This window comes from Planctomycetaceae bacterium (assembly GCA_041398825.1).
GTDB lineage: Bacteria > Planctomycetota > Planctomycetia > Planctomycetales > Planctomycetaceae > F1-80-MAGs062.
In genome coordinates this window covers 460,537-480,503 of the sequence record JAWKTX010000004.1, presented here as the reverse complement: position 1 = coordinate 480,503, position 19,967 = coordinate 460,537, and the positions used below count along the sequence as shown (strand labels likewise).

Annotated in this window: 16 protein-coding genes and 1 tRNA gene; 4 read left to right on the top strand and 13 right to left on the bottom strand. The window is 53.3% G+C overall.

Annotated elements, in window-relative coordinates; genetic code table 11:
* Positions 1 to 52 precede the first annotated feature (52 nt).
* From R3C20_10170 to R3C20_10155, 4 genes are read right to left on the bottom strand one after another with little or no spacing between them, the layout of a single operon-like run.
* Positions 53 to 847 (bottom strand): biotin--[acetyl-CoA-carboxylase] ligase, encoded by a 795-nt coding sequence (locus R3C20_10170; GenBank protein MEZ6040862.1) that lies wholly within the window; start codon positions 845 to 847, stop codon positions 53 to 55.
* Between the two features lie 48 nt (positions 848 to 895).
* A complete protein-coding gene (locus R3C20_10165; protein MEZ6040861.1) occupies positions 896 to 1,411 on the bottom strand; it encodes a hypothetical protein in 516 nt (171 codons plus the stop codon).
* Positions 1,404 to 2,240, bottom strand: a complete 837-nt coding sequence (locus R3C20_10160; protein ID MEZ6040860.1) for a DUF1080 domain-containing protein — start codon at positions 2,238 to 2,240, stop codon at positions 1,404 to 1,406. Before R3C20_10160 ends, R3C20_10165 begins: the two co-directional genes overlap by 8 nt.
* Positions 2,237 to 3,541, bottom strand: coding sequence for a PQQ-binding-like beta-propeller repeat protein (locus R3C20_10155; GenBank protein MEZ6040859.1), 1,305 nt, complete (start codon positions 3,539 to 3,541; stop codon positions 2,237 to 2,239). Before R3C20_10155 ends, R3C20_10160 begins: the two co-directional genes overlap by 4 nt.
* A 320-nt stretch (positions 3,542 to 3,861) precedes the next feature.
* Here R3C20_10155 and R3C20_10150 point away from each other — a divergent pair.
* Positions 3,862 to 3,935: transfer RNA gene (locus R3C20_10150), tRNA-Arg, on the top strand.
* 310 nt (positions 3,936 to 4,245) lie between these two features.
* On the opposite strand, the gene R3C20_10145 is transcribed toward R3C20_10150, so the two are convergent.
* The 7 genes from R3C20_10145 to R3C20_10115 form a co-directional block, all read right to left on the bottom strand.
* Positions 4,246 to 4,737, bottom strand: coding sequence for a hypothetical protein (locus R3C20_10145; protein ID MEZ6040858.1), 492 nt, complete (start codon positions 4,735 to 4,737; stop codon positions 4,246 to 4,248).
* A 174-nt stretch (positions 4,738 to 4,911) separates the two neighbouring features.
* Positions 4,912 to 5,259 carry an EthD domain-containing protein gene (locus R3C20_10140; protein ID MEZ6040857.1) on the bottom strand — a complete coding sequence of 116 codons (348 nt, stop codon included), beginning with the start codon at positions 5,257 to 5,259 and terminating at the stop codon, positions 4,912 to 4,914.
* Positions 5,260 to 5,398: 139 nt separating this feature from the next.
* On the bottom strand, positions 5,399 to 6,121 hold the full coding sequence (locus R3C20_10135; protein ID MEZ6040856.1) for a YwqG family protein: 723 nt from the start codon (positions 6,119 to 6,121) through the stop codon (positions 5,399 to 5,401).
* A gap of 39 nt (positions 6,122 to 6,160) precedes the next feature.
* Positions 6,161 to 6,475, bottom strand: coding sequence for a hypothetical protein (locus tag R3C20_10130; GenBank protein MEZ6040855.1), 315 nt, complete (start codon positions 6,473 to 6,475; stop codon positions 6,161 to 6,163).
* A 382-nt stretch (positions 6,476 to 6,857) separates the two neighbouring features.
* Positions 6,858 to 7,328 (bottom strand): DUF3592 domain-containing protein, encoded by a 471-nt coding sequence (locus R3C20_10125; protein ID MEZ6040854.1) that lies wholly within the window; start codon positions 7,326 to 7,328, stop codon positions 6,858 to 6,860.
* Between the two features lie 15 nt (positions 7,329 to 7,343).
* Positions 7,344 to 7,505 carry a hypothetical protein gene (locus R3C20_10120; protein ID MEZ6040853.1) on the bottom strand — a complete coding sequence of 54 codons (162 nt, stop codon included), beginning with the start codon at positions 7,503 to 7,505 and terminating at the stop codon, positions 7,344 to 7,346.
* Between the two features lie 171 nt (positions 7,506 to 7,676).
* Positions 7,677 to 7,955, bottom strand: coding sequence for a hypothetical protein (locus tag R3C20_10115; GenBank protein MEZ6040852.1), 279 nt, complete (start codon positions 7,953 to 7,955; stop codon positions 7,677 to 7,679).
* A gap of 94 nt (positions 7,956 to 8,049) precedes the next feature.
* Between R3C20_10115 and R3C20_10110 the strand changes: the two genes are divergently transcribed.
* Complete coding sequence (locus R3C20_10110) at positions 8,050 to 8,535, top strand: group II intron maturase-specific domain-containing protein (GenBank protein ID MEZ6040851.1); 486 nt, start codon at positions 8,050 to 8,052, stop codon at positions 8,533 to 8,535.
* Here the strand turns inward: R3C20_10110 and R3C20_10105 are convergent.
* Complete coding sequence (locus R3C20_10105) at positions 8,520 to 9,047, bottom strand: hypothetical protein (GenBank protein MEZ6040850.1); 528 nt, start codon at positions 9,045 to 9,047, stop codon at positions 8,520 to 8,522. The genes R3C20_10110 and R3C20_10105 overlap by 16 nt on opposite strands.
* A gap of 1,276 nt (positions 9,048 to 10,323) precedes the next feature.
* Complete coding sequence (locus tag R3C20_10100; protein ID MEZ6040849.1) at positions 10,324 to 15,117, bottom strand: hypothetical protein; 4,794 nt, start codon at positions 15,115 to 15,117, stop codon at positions 10,324 to 10,326.
* 1,122 nt (positions 15,118 to 16,239) lie between these two features.
* Here R3C20_10100 and R3C20_10095 point away from each other — a divergent pair.
* On the top strand, positions 16,240 to 18,006 hold the full coding sequence (locus R3C20_10095) for a hypothetical protein (protein MEZ6040848.1): 1,767 nt from the start codon (positions 16,240 to 16,242) through the stop codon (positions 18,004 to 18,006).
* Positions 17,981 to 19,546, top strand: coding sequence for a glycosyltransferase family 2 protein (locus R3C20_10090; protein MEZ6040847.1), 1,566 nt, complete (start codon positions 17,981 to 17,983; stop codon positions 19,544 to 19,546). The genes R3C20_10095 and R3C20_10090 overlap by 26 nt, the downstream gene beginning before the upstream one ends.
* Positions 19,547 to 19,967: the final 421 nt, after the last annotated feature.

The following is a 19,967-nucleotide window of genomic DNA, read 5'->3' as shown; positions in this document are numbered from 1 at the left end:
GAATGAATTGCAAATGCGATCTGATTGCTTCTGTGCGTCGGGAAGGGCCTGGCTATTGCCATTCAACAACTTCGCCGCTGCCAATCCGGACATCGCCATCCGCGGTTGCAATAACAATATGTCCAGCCTGGTTGACTTCCCTGCAAATTCCGGTCACCGGAGTCGGTGAATTGACTGTCACCCGCCGTCCGTTCAGCAGATGATTCTGGTTGAACGGTTGGATGATTCGAGCCGCATCCTGCGCCAGCTCATTTGCTCTGTGAAGAATGCGGGCCGTAGTCGCCAGCAGGATTTGTGTCAAATCGAATGACTGCTGTTGTTCGTCAAACATCGACGTCGCGCGAAAACGAACATCATCCGGAGCATGCGCCAGAGAATTATTGACATTGATCCCGACGCCGACAATGACTCCTGATTGCCCGTCAGTTGTGACGTGTTCGGACAGAATACCGCAGATCTTCTGGTGTTGCACATAAACATCGTTCGGCCACTTGATGCTGATCGCAGTCGACGTCAGCTCGCCGGCCAGCATGTCGTGCACGGCGACTCCCGTCGCCAGCGATAGCATTGGACAATTCTCCTGAGACAATCCTATATCGGCGGGCCTGATCACCAGCGAAAAAGTGAGTGCCCCTGCTGTGGACCACCACTCTCGCATTCCGCGTCCGCGTCCAGCTGTTTGTTCGTCGGCTAACACCAGTGCCGGAGCGTGTGCCAACAGTGGAACGAATAATTCGCGTGCAGTGGTATTTGTCGACGGAAGGGATCGATGATACTCGACATGACCAAAGATCCCTGATTTACGAATTCGGCCGAGATCAAACATCAACGGGCGGGCGGGTGACATTCCAGTGGCTCTGGCAGGAGTATGCATGCGAAGTCGTGAGCGTCGATGTTATTCGGTCAACCGAGCGAACGCTTCTTCCGCCTCGGATACTGAAACCGACGGCAGCGAAATGGTCAGTGAATGGCCGGAGACGCTGTCGGCGGGAAAGGTGGCCAGCAGTTTCCCATGGACAAACAGCGCAAGATGACTCTCTGTTGGCTCGAACAAATCGCATGACTCAGGTTTGATATAGAATCGAAGCAGCGGAGCAGGGCCTTCGGATGAACCGTGAAATGTGGTCAAATCATCTGCATCCCAGACAACCTCTGGAGAAACAAACACCGGCAGCCCATCCGGGGTTGTCTCTGCCTGCCACCCTTCTATGGGGGCAGTCGACGCAAAGCGAAAGGCAACATCGGCACTGCCGGAAACGCGTTCGCCGAAGAGCCTCGGAAACAGGTACCACCATACGCTTGCAAGAATGATTGCGAAAACGGCAAGACCCACCACGATCGTCCATCGCTGACCGGTGTGTGGCTGCGGGTCTGCCGTGTCCATCGCGAACTCTGCTGAAGGGTTACTCATCAGCTCCATCCAGAACCATAATTTCAACCTTACGGAAATCGACCGGATGACTCTCGGACTGCAGGGAGATTGTGCCCCCGGACAACATCAACGCATCGTCTTTGATCAGCGGCTTCGCATTCTTATCTCTCGGATCGAGCTGTGGCTGTTGGTATTCAAGGACGACTTCTCCTTCGAGGATATGTCGGATCACTTTATTGCCCAGCACTTCAATTTCAGCCGTGACCCATTGTTCGCCGTGGTAGGTTTTCGAAGTCGAATCGATACAGTGCTGAAGCTTCATTTTTCCGTCCATGACAACGTTGGTACCAGGGGTACAAAGATTGGACGTGTGTCGGTCATTCCTGCCGTTTCCACCCAGTAGCTGCACTTCAATGGAGACCGGAAAGTCCTGATCCTTTGCCATGGTTGCAGGATCCTGCCCGTGAACCATCACACCGCTGTTGCGCGTTGCCCAGCCTGGACCGCCTTTGCATTGCTCACCAACAAATCGGTATTCAACTCGAAACTTGTAGTGCGAAAATGGCGTCTTGTAGAAGATGTGTCCGAAGCGTTCTCCGAACTCCTCGTAGCCACCACCGTCGTACCGAACCTTCATCAGGCCGTCTTCGACCCGAAAGGTGTTTGAATAGTTTTCACCGAGTTCGCTGTAGCGAATCTTGGGCGTCCAGCCCTTCAGGTCTTTACCATTGAAGATAGAAACCCATTCGCCCTTCCTGATCGAGTCCGCATCATCTGCCTGACAGGTACCGATGGCCAGAAGGCTTGTCGTAAGCAAAGCCGCATTGAAGAAAAAAAATGACACAGGAACACGGATCGACGATTTCATTCTTTGCTTCCAAGACAGTACAGAGTGGAAAAGGTGCGGACGAAGAGCTGTCCGTTTGCTGCCGCTGGTGACGCACGCATACCGTCAGCCAGCTTGTTTCGAGAAACGATTTCCAGTGAGGGATCGGCTTTGATGACATATGTGTCGCCCTCTTCGTTGCACACATAAAGTAACTTGCCGTCGCTGACAGGTGATGCCGTGAATGTGCCATCCAGTCGAATCTTGTGAAGTTCTTCGCCCGTACCAGCCTCCAGGCAGGAAACCACACCATTGTTGGTCACCATCAGAATGTGATCACCGACGCAAACGGGGGCAGCGAGATCAGAGTTTCCTTTGGTTCGATTCCAGACGACGTGCGACTCAGAAACATCACCGCGGGTATCGTCAGCCAGCCGGACCGCCAGCAAATTTGCATTCCGCGATCCGGTGTTCAGGATTGCAAAGTCTTTGTAGAAGCACGGCGGAGCAGACGCGTTAAAATCATCGTGGCGAATTGTCCACAGCTCCTCGCCCGTGCGGATGTCGTAAGCAAATGCCGCTCGGGATCCCACGGAGACAACCTGCGTTCTTCCGTTCACGGTAGTAAACGCCGGAGTGCTGTAAGATTTCCGGAGATCTCCCTCCAGCTTTGGCTGACCGTTCTCATCCAGGTCACCGTAATCAGTTGTTCGTTCTGTTCGCCATACGGTCTTGCCCGTTTCGCAGTCAAGAGCAGTCAAAAACTGATGATCAATGCCGTCAAAAGTCAGAATCAGCAGGTTTTCAAAAATGATGGGGGATGAGCCCGGGCCACGAAAGTGGCGACAGTTGATATCTCGACGTTGCCAAATGACATGAGCGGTGTTGCGATCCAGTTTGGCCGTCCCGTACGTGCCAAAGTGAACGTAAACACCAGTGGAATCCAGTGCACATGATGGCGACGCGTAGGTATTAATTGCGTTCTTTAGTGGCTCTGGTTCGGCATTTTCGAACAGCAGAATGTGATGAATTACCTTCCCGGTTGCCTGGTCGATACAGTAGACGTATTGGCGATGCCCCTCTTCCGTAGCCGCGGTCAGCCAGATCCGGCCGTCGCCGATAATTGGCGTCGAGTGCCCGGCATTTTCAAGTGGACACTTCCAGACGATGCCCTTTCCTGATGCTTCATCCCACTCCTTTGGCAGGCCCTCAGCATCACTGGCGGCGATGTGCGAATTGAGAGTCGGCCCAGCCCGGAACGGCCAGTTTAATTCGGCAGCCGAAACTTGTGACCGGTTTATTCCAGCCACAACCATTACGCCGGTGAACAGCAGGATCGGCATTCGCTGTAGCTTCTCCCGCCGCAAACAGGTCAGTTGTCTAACCCGGCCGCTTGCCCAAGTTACTAAAACTCGCGCGCATTCTTGGCAAATTGCCATCAACCCCGGCATATCTGTAGCTCCAGACGAAGCACCCAAACTCTGCAACCTGAACAACGTGTCAACGACGAGCGCGCAAATTCCACGCTCGACAATCGATTCGTACTTTAACGATGTCGCTTCGATCTGTCTTTCTCGCCGGGCGATTTGCCGGGCTCCTGTGCCGCAGCGTGCCGTTTGAGTGGAAATTGAAGCTGCGAAACGGTAAATATCCGCTCAAACAAGTCTCGGTAGCTCAATTGGATAGAGCGTCGGCCTCCGAAGCCGAAGGTTGTGGGTTCGACCCCCGCCCGAGACACTCGTCCGTAAATAGAATTGCGGCGAATTGACGACCTGCTGACACTGCAGTTCGAGCGGTTAGCCCGCCGCGGCGTTTCAGATCTCGCGATCACTGGTTCTGAAACCGTTCAGAACTCACTCCTCTGCGCTGACTCAGAGAAACTTGTTCCAAAGCAGAAAAATGCTGCTCGCCAAGTCACTAAAATCAGCATCCTGCCTCACAGCTACATCATCGCCCAACACTTAAGCCCGAACATAGTCCGCGTTCCTTGAACAGAAATTAGGACTTGGCTCCGCGAGTTTCTGATCCACGACGGTTCTCTGCTGTTTTAGCCAGTGCTTGGGTTCGGCATTACAACTTCGTGCGAATCGGACCAAACACCATTCATGTATGTTTGATATTCACATCTGTATTCAGTTGCCGTTGGTTCGTGGTACATCAATACGATGCCAACAGAAAAGTTGTAAGGTGAGCACGCAAATGCTTCAATTCGAGATTTGTCGGCGTCCCAAGTTTCGGAGTTCCAGTGGCCTTTTGCTTCTATCACTAGCTTGTTGTCGTCATTCGACTCGCGAGTGTGAACAATGATATCAGGTTTCGAATTCTTCACGGGGCCACTGTTGGTTTTGAGCCGCTTCATTTCGTCCATATTGCGGTTGTATTCAACATCCACATGATAATCTGGAAACTGCGTGCGGAGTGCACATGCAAGTGACGCAGTGAGAGTTTGCTCGTTTGTGCATCGACGAATGAGCGAACGATCCTCTTTGAGATGGACTCGCAGTGCTGTCTCGAATCGAACTAAAATCAGGTCGTTCATAAGCATATTCGGAGGAAGATAAGGACCGGGATCAGTGCGCGGCGGGAGTAAACATCGTTCTGACCAACAAACGCATCGGGGAGCGTTTGCCGTAACCGGGCACTCACGGAAGACTTTGATTTCAGTTGCCGCGTGAATGAGTACTCCGGTTCACGGCATTGTTCGCCACTGGTTTCAGAATTCGTGTTCCTCAACGATGAACGCGGCGGATTTGGAGTGATCCACGAACTTGCTTTCATCCTCAAGCAAGGCACCCGCCAATTTCTGCCCTTCGGGTGAGCTCATCCCTTGAATCAGCGCCTCTTCCGAATCGAACCAAACCTCTGCAACGCCGTCAAACTCGGCCATCATGCCTCTCGATTCCCTGAGACCCTGGTTGAGTGTGGAGTCCAATGTTTGCGACTGGACATACTTTCTGGCACCTATCACGGCCGCATTCTTCATGAAGAAGGGGCCGTGGTTGTTTCTCCAATAATCCCGGAACTCGTCGCGAGACAAGTCGGGGTGTCGCGTCAGGCACATTACAAATTTAATCACAGTGTATCGCTTTTCGCTGAAAGGTGTTTGGTGGCGAACGTCTGGCAGAACCGTGCCGCCGAGGTTGATGCTCCACTTGACAACGCCCGATCGACGGCTCCGCGTTGATGCCATTGTTATTTGTCTATCCGGCGTCACTCTTCAGGTTGCTGAAGTCTCGCTGCGCAAGTTTGCTTGACTCGATGAACACCATCAGTTTGTCGCCGTCGTGCCAGCACCAGTCGAACTCATCGAGCGAGTGGACTGTTAACAGTGAAATCCAGTCACCATCTGGTGTAGGATCGTACGCTAATGAGGTAAAAGAAGGGTATCCAAGCAAGTATTCGCTGTTTTCGTCGAGAGCGTCAGTCAGTTCGTACAGTGCATCGCGGTCGAAGGGCCAGTCGGATCGCAAGTCTTCGTACCGTGGTATATCGATTCCACCAGTCAGGCTTATCGCAACGCTCTCGGGAACATCAGCAGTTGGTGAGTCGAATAACGAGTGCCCATCAAACGATGGCCAGTAGAAACCGAGAACGTAACCGTCATCGCCCCAGAAGATCTCGCCCTCTTCGTCGTCTGCGTAGAAAAAGGCCAATAGTCCCGAATCCGGTAGCGAGGCTGGCCGATCTTCGATCTCGGCGAAGTTGATTTGGCCAAGAAATTTATACTCGCCGTCCTCGTGGTTCGGCCATTGAAAGTCTGTTGGCAAATATGGGTGGCCACCGAATCGACTACCGGCTTCTTCAATCGGCCCGTCGCTGAGACGAATATGGACGCAGGGTTTCAAGAGGCCAAGGATGAATTCGGAGTGTTCAGCCACCGATGGAACATTGGCGATAGTTTTCTTCAGAGATTCGATGTTCAAGTACCGCACTCCTGGAGTAAGCACATAACGAATTGCGATCTATGCGACGGCAGTTGCTGGCGTATGGATCGTGTGTTGACCTTTGCCGCTCTGCGAATACTTGCGGCCAGGTTGTTTGCTTGCGGCATTCATCACGGTGAGGAATCCGCTGCGGAGCAGTTTACGGATGCGGCAATGGGTTGTCACCCTGGGATTGGCGATTGGATCGTGGTCGGATGTTGGCATTGATTCGGCCGCGACTGTCGATCGAGCAACGAATGGGTCGGCATCTCCGGAGTGGCGCAGCGGCTGCGAGATCGGTCTCCGTTTCGAAGCGATCTGAATATCGACGTGTGGTGTAAAAGACGCCGTCATCCATCCGGCTCCCACGTTCGATACGATGCTCGTCTCGCATCGCTGCGGAAGATGTCTCGCCGTCTGCATGGCCCGTTCGTCAAAGTGCGGGCTGACTGGAGCATGGGAATACTGCGCAAACAGAAGCGGGGCTGACTGGAATCCGTCGTAGCGTCAATCGCGGTTCGTCATTTGGCGATCAAACCCGGGCAGACGGAGCAACTGCAAAGCCGGGGCTGGAAATCACAACTCGCCCTCGCAGACAACCCGGACTCAATAAGAACGGTTCCTGACACCTTTAGTCCCCGCCGAGGATACCATCCGGTAATCTCATAGTACCAATTCAGCGTTTCCTGTTCGTCAAAACACGTTTAGGAAAACATTTTGGCTGAACATGCCAACACTAAGCCATAAGGCATGCGAGAATTGCGAAGAATGTTCCTGTCCCAATTCCGATCGCCGTGACCGCCCAAAGGCTCGGCCAGTCATTGATTTGGGAATTTTCTGGTCGAGACGGGTCGTAGAGAACATCGACCCGGGAACCCACATGGTACCGATTCGACCCGCCCATGAAATTCGTGAATTCGTACTTCCGCCCGTGACTGTCCGTAAACACCACAATAGGTGACCCACCGGGACCGTCGGCAAAGTCTTCCATGTCTACAATCTTCCCTTTGGCAGTCTTCCATGTCCGAATTCGGTAGCGAGCCCGTTGGAAAAAGTACGCGGCAGCCGAGTAATTGACGATTCCGCCAAGAATAAAAAAAGACAGAGGGCTTACTCCATCGGTAATCCACCAGTAAGCGAGTGCAACCCCTACACAGACGAAGAGGGCTTTGAGTAAATGTGGCAGCGGCCGTTTCAGTTGATTCATGTTGAATGATCTCGGTTACTCGTTGCTCCAATCGAGGAATACGCGAATAACCAGATTCCCTTCTGGCGTAGCTCGCAACTTATCGATTGCCACGCGACGCAAGGGTGGAATGCCGTCACCCGAATGTACTCCGCCCTGCTGACTCAGCGCAAAGAATGCCAAAGTGATCGAAAGCATGGCGGAATCCAGAAGGCCGATTCGACAGCGAAATAACGAATTGCGATCTATGCGTCGGGCGATTAGCCGACTTATAGATCGTGCGTTGAACTTTGCCGCTTTGCAAGTGCTTGCGGCTCGGTTGATTCCTTGCGGGATTCATCACGATAATGGGTCCGCTAGCGGATCAGTTTACCGATGGGGAGATGGTTTGTCACCCTGGGATTGGCGATTTGAGGGTGATTGGATTCCGGCGGATGTTGGGATGGATTCGGATGTGACTGTTGTTCGAGCAACGGTTGCGGCGGCATCCTCGAAGTGGCGCAGCGGCGAAGAGATCGGCTTCTGTTTCGAAGCGATCTGAACAACGACTTGTGTTGTCAGAGACACTGTCATCCATCCGGCTCCCGCGTTCGATACCATGCTGGCCTCGCGTCGCTGACTCGCAAACTGAAACTGGTGATCAATCATCAGAAAAGCCGCATCTGCCGCACGGACGGAGTCGCCCTGAGATTCATAGAAGACAACAGGGCTCGGCTTCGCTTTCGAAGGCTGGGGCGGTCAGATTCGAGTCAGTCCGAAGAACGAACGCAAGTTCCGTGACCGCGTCAAGCAGATCACCCGTCGCAACCGCGGCGTGTCGAGGTCTCTTCGCATCTCGGAGCTGAGTCGCTACTTTCAGGGCTGGGTGGGTTACTTTCGTCTGTTGCCGATCAAAACGTACTTCGTGGAAGTCGACAAGTGGATTCGCCGTCGCATCCGGGCTTGCTACTGGAAGCAATGGCGCGGTGTCCGCACGAGGATCGCGAATCTGCGTCGGCTCGGTGTCAAAGACGACGAAGCGGTGACTCACGGCAGCAGCAGTCGCAAAGGTCCGTGGACGCAGTCGTCCAGCAAAGCCGTGCACGAAGCACTGTCGCTGGACTATCTCGCTCACGAAGGATTAGCCAGCCTGTTCACAATCTGGCAGACACTCACTGCGAAAGATCTGAGCCGCCCGGTGCGGACCCGCATGCCGGGTGGTGTGGGAGGGGCTCAGCCGCAGGGCTGACCGCTATCCCGATCTGTTGTTCCCCAGCGTTTTCCGAGGATGGCATCGATCAACCAGCATCCGCGAAAGTGAGGAACAGTCGTGCGACAGTGATCTAAAATGTCCTGGTCAGTGCATCCCGCATTGTGCAGTGATCGCCCCAATCCATTCATTTGGGCGAAGTCCATCGAGTCATACATTCTTTGGCACATTTGCGGAATCGCCGCGTCGCGCCATTTCAGCCATTCGGTGTCGATCTTTGGGGCAGAGTGAAATGGGTAACGGAATATGTCTCGCGCGACGTTTGCATTTGCTTTTCTTTCTGAACGAACGTATTCGTCGTCGTCCATCCACATGTCATCCATTGTTAACAGTGGTTCGCCTGCCGCGGCAATTGCAAGTGCGCGGGTAATGCAGCTGTCGCATTTTTTGGCAGCGTACATTGGGGTTCCGCGAAAAAGTGAGGCGACAGCTTCGGCGGCGTCGCGTGTCACATCCAGATTGTTGAGTTCCTCCACTTTGCAAGCGTCCATTGCAACCGAGCGAGTTGCCTCGCGATCGAATAGGCCATCCGCAAATCCTTCGGCGAACTCGACGGCTCGACGGCTCGCAGGATTTGTCAGAAGTGACCAAGCACGTCGACAACACCCAGTGGCGAAAAGATACAACAGGCGCCTGCACACTTGACGCACTTGTAGACAGCATAGTCCGTCTGTGGCCATGGTATTCCGTACGGCAAAGTGAGCCTCTTTGGTTTGAGATGCGAACAAGTATTATCCAGCCGCTGGATAATCACAGTGGATAGTCTGAAAGCGAAACGTGCGGCAACGGAGCAGATTCTGACTCCCGGAGAAGCTGATGTCAACAGCCCTGCGGGGATGGCGTCTTGACACACCCGCGATACACTTTCGGCTGAGTCCTGGAATATCCAGAAGCTGGATATTCCCGGGCGCCCCAAATCAGCAAACGAGAGACATGAGCAGCCAGGGCATGCCGCGGCTTCTGGATCAGGTGCAAGGACTAATGAGGGCTCGGCACATGTCCATTCGAACAGAAGAAGCCTATGTCCGATGGATTGTTCAATACCTCACTTTTTACAAAGAGAGACGGGGAATCTGGGTTCATCCGTCGGAATGAGGCAATCTTGAAATCAATCAGTTCCTCACGTGGCTGGCCGTCGAGGCCGTCAGAGCAAAGTAACCGGAACGGTTGCCCGTTGTATTGTCCGTGGATGCGGAATGCCCACGCAGTCTGGAAGAAGTGATTCGCGATACGGGTGATCGTATCAACGTGTGAGAGGGTGATGTCTCGCAAAGTCGCTAAGACGCAAAGGCGGGACTCCTTCGGGAGCTCAATGGTCTGGTTCAAAGGGATGCCTGGAGCCCGCAGCTACTCGCATAGCACTTCGTCTTTGCGCCTTGGCGACTCTGCGTGCCCCGTTCTTCGGCCCCTCGCTCACGCTTCGGGTTTCCTTTTGGGCCGTCTGACTTAGAATGTCTATCTTGCGTGGGAATTCACGCAGTCTGGAAGAAGTAATTCGGGATACAAATGATCGCATCAACGTGTGAGCGAGTGAATTCTCGCTAAGACGCAAAGGCAGGCCAGCAATTCTTCGGGAATTCAATGGTCTGGCCCAGCCGGATACATGGAGCCCGCAGCTATTCTCGCTGCGTGTCGTCTTCGCGTCTTGGCGACTCTGCGTGCCCCGATCTTCGGTCCCTCGCTCATGCTTCGGGTTTCCTTTCATTTGCTTCTATCACGGACTGTGAAGTCAGAACTCCATGAGCAAACTCCCCCCGCCTTGACGAATTAAGGAGTGACTGGGAAGCCGATTCCATCGATTTCGACTTGCCCAAAGAAGGACGGAGCAAACGTGTCAAACAATGTCTGTTCGACAGCGTTTGATGTGGTGTTGCCGGTGCCCGACAGGATCACCTTGTCGGCAATGCCGAAACTTCCAAAGCGGTAACCAATGGTTCCGGTGCTTCCCTGCGCAAAGATGGCCTGGTTGTTATTCAGTGTGGCAAAACCGCCATTGCCATATTCCAGGGTGACAAGGCCGAAGACATCGTTGGCGTTCGTACTGAAGATCATATTTTCCAGTGTGATGGTGCCGCTTCCGGAGTCATGCTTAAAGACGGCCTGTTGTCCTGACTTGATTCCGGAGATTTCACCGTCGCTTACTGTCAGACGACCATCAAACAATGACATCGTAATGCCGTTCGCTCCGGGATCGGTAACGATCAGATTGCTGAAGTTGATGTTGCCGGTACCCTGAGTCAGAATCAATCCGTTGGCACCAGGCGATGTGATCGTTGTGGTTCCGGACGCGGTCAGATTCTTGTTGCCGCCGAACACGCTGATCCCGTTGGTGCCGGGCGAATTGATCGTTATGTCGGCAAACGTCATGTCGCCGGTTCCGCCTTCGACCTGCAGGCCGATGTTGGCTCCTGTGAAGTTGGTGTTGCCCGTGACCGTGAAGTCTCCGGCATGGTTCACGAGGGCCACGTTATTCGTCCAGTTGCCGGTGGTCGTGAGGTTGCTGAAGCTGTAGTCGCCTCTTGAGTTGCCCTGAGAAAGGAACGACGTTCCTCCAGCGCCGGTGAATGTGGCGTCGTTGGTGACAACGAAATTGCCGGTGTGCCCATTCAGCGAAACTCCACTTGCCCAGTTCGTATTGACGTCCAGATTGTTGAACTGAAGATTGCCGGACGAGGCACCGTCAGAAAGAATGGCGGAGGCCCCTGTGTTGCTAAAGCTCGCATTCCCGGTGACGTTTACATTCGATCTGCTGTTATACAACGACAGGCCGTTGCCGGTCATGTTTTCGATGGTCAGGTCATTAAAGTTGAGATCGCTCCATGAGTTGGTGACGGCGATCCCCTGGTGTGAGTTACTGATATTCGTTGTACCGGTGACCGTGAAGCTGCTGTTGTTATTCGTGATTCCGACACCTGTGGAGGTTGCCCCATTGATGTCCAGATTCTCGACCGAAGTGTTTCCACCAATATTGTTGAGGTAGATGCCGAAGGTGCCGCTGTTGTCCATGTCGACATCGCCAAGAGTCAGATCGCCGCTGATGTTTTGAGCGAACAAACCGTTCTGCGACGTTGTCTCAACTGTCAGATTACCGAACTCAACGGCCCCGGTGACGTTTGTGATACTCGCACCGTTCAGGCCGGTGTTCGTGAACGTTGCGTCCCCATCGATCAGCACACTTCCATTGTTACGTGTAACAAACAGGCCGGTGCCGAAGCCGCCAGTCCCTGTCACATCGACATCTCCAATTCGAATGTCGCCCGTGTTATCCAGTGCCTGAACACCGTTGATGAAGCCAGTGGAGGACAGGCCACCGTTTGCGGTTGTGCCGGCGATTGTCAGGCCGGACTGGTTGAAGCGGTAGTCGAGCCCCAGGGCTCCGTTCCCGTCCATGACCAGTGATCCAAAGTTAACGGCGCCGCTTGTGCCGCTGACCTGCACTGCCTTATCAACATACCATCCCTGCCCAACGTTGGAGGCAATGAAGTCGTTCGTTACGTTCAGATTGCCGTTGATGTTTTGAAAGACACCTCCGATGTATCGGTTGTTGCTTGTTGTCAGAGATCCAAAGCTGACATCGCCCGTCCGGTTGTTCACCTGGACTCCGAAATTTCCTCCATCAATCGTCGCACCATTCTGTACCAGAACGCTGCCCGTTCCGCCTTCAACATTGAGTCCCACGTAACTTGCTCCGGTTACGTTGAGTGAACCAAATCTCACGTCTCCGTTGGTCCACGGGCCCACCTGCACACCATACCCGCCAACATTGGTCAGGTTCGCAGCGCCGTCGACGATGAAGTCTCCCGTATGACTATTGAGTGCTACCGCGTACTGAGCTGTGTTGCTGGTGGACAACGACCCGAAGTGAATGTTGGAATTACTGTTGTTTGACAACATGCCATACTGCCAGGGATCAGTAAAGTTCACAGCACCATCAACAGTGAAATCCCCCGTATGATGATCGAGTGCCACACCGAAGATGGACGTTCCGATGACATCGAGTGATCCAAACTGAAATGTCGTGTTTGAGTTGCGGGACTGAATGCCCCACTGACCTGTCGAGTTGAAGTCTGCGTCACCGACCACTGTAAATGTTCCGTTGTGGCCTTCCAGTGCCACTCCATAACCCTGCATCGGAACGTGGCTGACAGCCAGCGAGCCAAAGCTGATGTCGGAGTTGCCAGCGGCAACTAATAGTCCACCGCCACGATTGTTACTGAGATTGGCATCCGCATGGACGATAAAATTGCCGTTATTACCCGACAGAGCGATCGCGATACCGTTACCATTGGAGACATTCAGCGAGCCAAGATCGAACTCAGTGGCCCCTCCCTGCACCTGAAAACCAAATGCAGCATAGTCGTCAACGCTGGTAGCACCTGTGACATTGAATTCCCCGGTGTGATTAATCAATGCAACTGCGGTGCCACCACCATTGGTAACGGAGAGAGAGCCCAGGTTGAAATTCGTCGTTGAACCTTCGGACTGAATTCCAAGGATACCGTAGTCATCGATGCTGGTCTGACCGTCCACGGTGAAATTTCCACTGTGGTTGATCAGAGCCAGGGCGGTTCCTGCATGATGGATATCCAGCGAACCGAACGAGAAATCTGTGGACGAATTGTTGCTCAAAATGCCCAGTGCAACCGGCAGTGTTTGTGAGCTCTCGATGACAGCGTCACCGGTCACCTTGAACGAACCGGTATGGTTTTCAAGAGACACGGCGTAACCGTTATGGTTGTCGATCGTCAGGTTGCCAAAGGAAAGGTTGCTGGTGTTGCCGACACCTGCAGCAGAAGGCTGAATAATGCCTGTTGAGACCTGTTTGTTGAATACGGCATCGCCCGTCACCGTAAAGTCACCGTTGAATCCATCAAGGAACAGGCCGTTGCCCCCACCATTGATGGTCAGGTTCTCGAACTGGAAGGTCGAATCGTTATTCGTTAGATAAATTCCGTTAAAGCCAGGATTGTTAATTACGGTGTTGCCTGTGCCGACGAATGTTCCGGTGTAGTTCGTCCGGATAGCATTCATGCCAACGTTATTGAAGGTGACGTTATCCAGCAGGACATCGACGTCCCCGAGCGCTTCGATACCGTCGCCCGTGACATTCTGAATGAGTCCGCCATTGGTCCCCGCCAGAAACTGGAAGGTGCCAAATGAATTCACAATGTGAATTCCGTCGTCGACCGAACCATTGACGTTCACACTGTCAACAACGATCGTCTGGCTGGCAGCAAGTCCGTCGACGTAGATGGGAATAAGCGAAGCCGAGGAAATATCAAACCCACTGGCACGACCGTAGGTATTAAACAGAATCTGGCCATCGATCGTTGATCGTCCTCCCAGTCCACCCTGAGTGAGAATTACGTTGCCGGGCAGCGTTGTGGTGGCGAATCCGGAAGCATCCGGCGACCCGATCAACTGTTGGCCAGGTGCGTCAATGACAAACGAGTCTGTGAATGTGCCACCAGAGTTAATAAGGAATGCGACGTCACCGGCTTTGAAATTCGGGTCGCTTGACAACGCTCCCAAACTGCCGGGATCAGCCAGTGTTCCGCTGCCGGATGCTCCCTGCTGCACGAAGAATGCGTTGTATCCGGTGTTACTCGTGACGGTGTGCTCGGTCACGGCCACATTCTGAGATCGGTGGACTCGCTCCGTCATGCGATTGTAGACCGACTGACGGTAACCGGGATCGTGAATGTCTCTCCCTGGTAGTGTGAACGTCGCACCAAACATCGCGGTGGTGCCGAATATGGAATCATTCTGAACGCTCAGATTTAGAGCCGCAGATGACCCTATTGCCAGTTCACCGCGGCCACGGAGGCCGAAGGCTCCGTTAACTCCTGTGCCGTCGTAATAGTAGGTACCTCCAAAGGCTTTCAGTGTTCTGTTATTTCCTGACAGCAATGCGCCGCCGTACTCCAGATCCCAGCCTTTCAGGGCTGACTGGAGGTGGCGAGTGGCAAAAATGTCTGTCCCCACGACGAATCCGTTCGCGAGGCCAATCTGCTGGTCTTCACGCCCGACGGGAACATAACCGTTCAACCGAGCTTCCCAGCCATCTCCCAGCAACTCAGCACCAAGACCAATCTGATTAAATGCATTCTGACCGAGGTTCCAGCGATCGTAGAACAGGTTCCCTCCAATCACAACGTTGGATCCCGCCCGAAATTGTCGGTACCCCAATCCCAGGTTTCCACCGGGAAGTGTGTAGTCGTTGAGCAGTAATCGGTTATCGAAAAAGAAGACCTCGTTTCCGCTGTCCTCAAAAAGTCCTCCGCGCCCTTCAAGGCTCATGTATCCATTGTTGATCCCTGTGTTCCTGCCTCCGTAGGTTCCGATCTGCCCCGAGAAAAATCCCTTATCAGTCATCCTTGCTCCGTTAAGAACGACGGGACCTCCAGACTCTGCAGAGTCCAGCACCGTCGTAGCGGACGCATGCTCCCCTGGCACAGCATCTGTTAACTGAGAGGATAGATCAGCGTTTGAACGGCCTGAAGACGTCGCCAGGACGGCGATGGAAAATCCGACTCGAAGAATCCCTTCACGAAACGTCATATCCAACCCCTCACAGGAAACCGGCTGTTGCTTATCACGGCTGTTGGTCTGTTAGAAGCCGGAATCGAGTGGCTGAACGGCGTTGGAATTTGATCATCCCGAACGTCGGTCGCGTGCTCATTCCATTCTTCAACAAACGACCAGGCGTTGCGAATCCTCGTGTACAGCATCCATTGCAAAGTACTCATGTTATTCGCAGGTCGAAGAACCAAATCGTCGAGAGCGCATTTCTTTGGTTATCCTGAATGTAGGGTGCAAATCGATATTACGTATATCCAGTAGTTCCGGATATCCGTTAGTGGAAATGGGAAGACTTTGCGTTCACAAGCGATCGTTTACACTTGTGTTTTACGCTGATATCCAATTGTCCGTTGAAAAATGGGGACAGGCACGCTGGACGGCTGCAAGCGGCCGTGTTTTCAGGTCTCCTGCTCGGGCCAGTCCCGTTTTCAACAGGCTCCTCAGACTTGCGCGTCACAATGATTGATTAAGAAATTCAGCGGACGGGTAGGGAGAATACTGACGGGGGATAAGACGGATATGATTCTATGCAAGTCGTGCAGCGTCTCAGTTTCGAAGACGCTGAATCTATATATCCGGGGTAGGGGAAAGTACTGACTCCGGCAGGCATGCCAGGATTCATGGTATTGCCCCGCCTAAAGATCTGCCGATGGTTCCATCATTTGCATCACTGTTATCAACCCGTTGAAAAGGACTTCGGCGCATCAGTGAAAATCCATGGACCGTGAACGCCTGTCAAACGACTCTCGGTAACACATTGAGTTGCCTTCGGGGTGTTCTCTCAGCGGGTGGAGATGATTTCAAACCCGGAACGGGGATTTACTACCAGGGTGGGTCATGGAATCGTTCTCCATTTTCAATGGGCGCCAGAACCGGATTTGAAAGCAGTATTCGCTGTGTCCCGCGCGGAATTGACTGCCGGAGTGCTCATCGACGATAGAGAAACTGATCGAGACAGATCCTATGGATTCCTGGGCCTATTTTCGTTTCACCTCACTGAGCGTGATGCTTGGCTGTGCGACATTCTTTTTCAGTTATGCCGCGTGGGTGTGGCAACGTCGACAGAAGAATGCAGACTCAACCACACCTGAAATCCCTCTGATGTCCAGATTGTCCAGAGCAATGTTCCTCGGCGGCATTCTGCTGGCAGCAGTCGGCTACATCATCGCAGAGATGGTGCCAATCCAGGGTGTCATGCGGCTCAGGCAGTCATTTGCAGCGCGCGCAAGGCTTGACACTGAGATTGGCCACGTCGCTCCTCTGGGCATCATCAGCAAGGGTGAGGCACTGACTGAATTTACACCAGGAAATTTTCAGTCAGAAATCTGCGTGTTGCAGGCGAAGCAGGACAAGCTTGCTGCGGAACTGAATGTCATGAGTTCGAAGCCTCTGGAAATCGATGAGGAACTGACACGCAAACACCAGAATGCCCTCGCGAAGATAGAACTCGCTCAGGCGACACTGAACAACCTGGAGCCGCTGCTGAAAGAGACGATCCGGGTGGGGCTCGAAAAACACCTCGAGAGAGAAGACAAAGTTGTCGCAATCGATCGCTATATCATTGATTATGCGGCAACACGAAATCAGTCCCGTTCTGAATTCGATCTGCGGCTCAAAGACTATGAACGGACGGCGACGCTGCTGGCCAAAGGAGCGCTCACCGCAAAAGAGCACCAGTTTTCTCGACACCAGGCGATTTCGAGTAGTGAACAACTGCAGAAACTTGATAAGACAATTGAGCAGTTCAAGGCGGAGATTGAACATCTGAATTCGAACGGAGAACGGTTTGATAAATTGATTGCTCAGCAGGTGGCTTCTCTTGAACGCGACATTAGTGCAGCTTCTTCAACGATGAGCGTTGCCAGGTCGGAGTTGAAATCTGTAGAGACCTCGATCCAGCAGGACTACTTTCGAGCACAGCGGCAACGTGACGCCGAAATCGAAATGATTCGTGCTGAAATCAACGAAGTTGTAGCGGGTATTCGCAGTATGCAGGAAGCAAATACCATCCTCGCTCCCTGCGATGGCGTTGTGGTCTACCGTTCGGCCGCCCCAAATTCCGTTGAAGAACATGGAGTCGTGGCGGTGATGGCCGAAAGGGATTCCGCTGAAGTGCAGTTTACGATTCCCAGGCACTTTGCCGAAATGCTGAACCAATCGGGAGGCCTTGATGTATGGGTTGAACATTCGGTTCTTACATCTCATCTGAAGGGCGTAATTACCGGCTCAGAAGTTTCACCGTATCATTCCGATCACGCGATTGTTTCCGCAACCTGTCAAACTCCGATGGATCTTTTTCCACTGCTTGCAAATGAAGAGCTTGTTCCCGTTCAGTTGACCTGGCAGCCGCCACTCCTGTCGGTTCCTTTGTTTCAGTTCGCTCTGCTGCTGCTGGCCGCAGGCAGTGTCGGTATCGTTGTCACCCGAAAGTCGCGTTTACATGCAGCAGCATCGCACGCAGAAACGACCGACCAGGGCCCTTTTGTGAACAGTCAAAAGACGCACGTTACACAACAGCTGCAGCAACTGCGGCTGGATCATGGCGATTCCGGGGTTCTTCTGCAGTCGCTGGGTAACCGTTTACGCGAATCAATCCTCGCACGTAGAGTCGATGCCGATCTTCTGGCCAGTGCGGGCTGGGCGATTAATCGATACCAGGGCAAGGGAATCAGGATGATTCGCCAGGGATTTGCGGGAAACCTGGCAGAAGGTGAAGATCCGACCGGAGAGTTAGAGCACGCGCTCAGGGATCTTGGTCAAACTGAGGGCCCGGAAAGTTCACTTCATGAAGATCTGACTGAATTGCTGAGAACCCTGCAGGTCAACCGATCCTTCAGGACGCGTGAATCCGAATCCCGGACGCGATGAAACGGTTCACGAAAGCCAGAGCATTCAGCAGCGATCATTGACTCCTGAGCAGGACTTCAACAATCTCTTACCGAGCGAACAGGGATCAATGAGCCCCGTCATCAATGACAGCGTTAGCATCCTGACGGCATCGGATCCGCGGGCCGTAGCTGGTGCCCCCAAAGAATGGCGCAGGAGCCATTCTTCGATCGTCCAGGTCACGATCATTTATCTTCTGACCGTATTATTTACGGCGACCGCATACACATTGTGGTACACACGTTTCGCAGAATGGCTGGGCATTCATTCACAGAACTTTTCCCCCTTCATGCGCTACATGGTGATCATCGTTTCCGTTTGCTGGGCAGTCATGCTGTCTCGCTGGGCGTTCCTGTTGACGATGTCTTATCTTCAGTTGCTGCAGGATTCGCGAACTCCTGCCAATTCAATTCATCACTGGCCTCATGTCTCGATCCTCATTCCGGCCTTTAACGAAGAGCCGACCATCACCGCAGCTCTGGCCTCATTGCGGCAACTTGATTATCCCAACTTCGACGTCGTGGTGATCGATGACGGCTCAAAGGATCTGACGTATCAGCTGGCGAAACAGTTTGCACTGGCCAACCCGACCTTAAACATCAGGGTTTTCCGTAAACCGAACGGTGGCAAATGGTCGGCTCATAACTTCGGCCTGCAACGCACCCTGGGCGAATTAGTGCTCTGTCTTGATGCGGACAGCCGACTGCGATCAGAGTCACTGAAACTCATGGTGGCTCGACTCGTCGACCCAAACGTCGCTGCAGTTGCCGGACAGGTAAGCGTGAGGAACCGCACCAACCTGCTTACTTATTTGCAGTCTCTCGAGTACCTTATGGCGAACGGGGCTTTACGACTCGCGCAAAGCTTTTTTGGCCAGGTGCTGGTTGTTCCCGGCCCCATCGGACTGTTTCGCAGGGACGTCATGGAAGAGGTCCACATGTTGTTTGCGAAGCCCCCGGGTGAAATCAAAGAGGGAGAGTGCTCTGGCCCCTTTGAAGGAGACACTTTTGCCGAAGATTTCGATCTCTCTGTCTCCATACTTTCGCTCGGATACCGCATCGTCTACGAACCGATGGCGGTGTCAGATACCAAGGCGCCAGATAGTCTTTTGGTACTTCTCAACCAGCGTTACCGCTGGTCTCGCGGTTCATTGCAGGTCATCCGCAAGTTCGTGAATCGACTCCGAAAGCGACAGATCGCCTGGCACACAGGATTGTTCTTCTGGCTGTGTTTCTGTTACCTCCTGGAAATCGCAATCTTCCCGTTCATGTATGGAATGGGTTTGGTCTGCATGACACCTTTCATGATGTATCCCGGCACTTTCGCCCTCATCGTATCGGGCGTGATTCTGATGTGGGGGCTTAATGCATCGATATCGTCGCTGTACATCGCTGTGCATCGCGATCAGTGGAGGCTACTATCCGCAGTGCCTCTGCTCGATTCGTATTTTGGTCTGTGCCTGTCCGCCGGCCTGTTTTTCTCCCTGCTCGACGAAGCACGATGCAAGAAAATGAAATGGTAGTCTACAAGAGGTTCTCGAGTGCTGCGCAGCCGAGACCTTCGGTCCCCGTCCTGTTTTTTCAGTTTACGCTACCAGAAGAATGTCCGAGGCTCACGTTTTCCAGTCAAGAGTTCGGACGCCGTGCCTCACGGCACGCTCACTTCGCCAGTGATCATCGCCCGGACAACTTCGTGTGACCAGGATGAGTCGGTTGCCGCGAGTGATCTTATCGTTGTGTGGGCAGCCCGTTTGCAGCTCGTTCGCACCGTCTTGATCGCATTCCTGGCACACTAAAAAACGACGGGCACTACTCTCTCTTCCGAAGCGAGAAAAGAATGAGAGCACCGGCGACCGTGACACTCGAAAACAATACGGCAAGGAATACCCCACGGTTTCGCGACGGGGCCGACATACTAGTCCAGAACTGAAACAGCCAGAATAC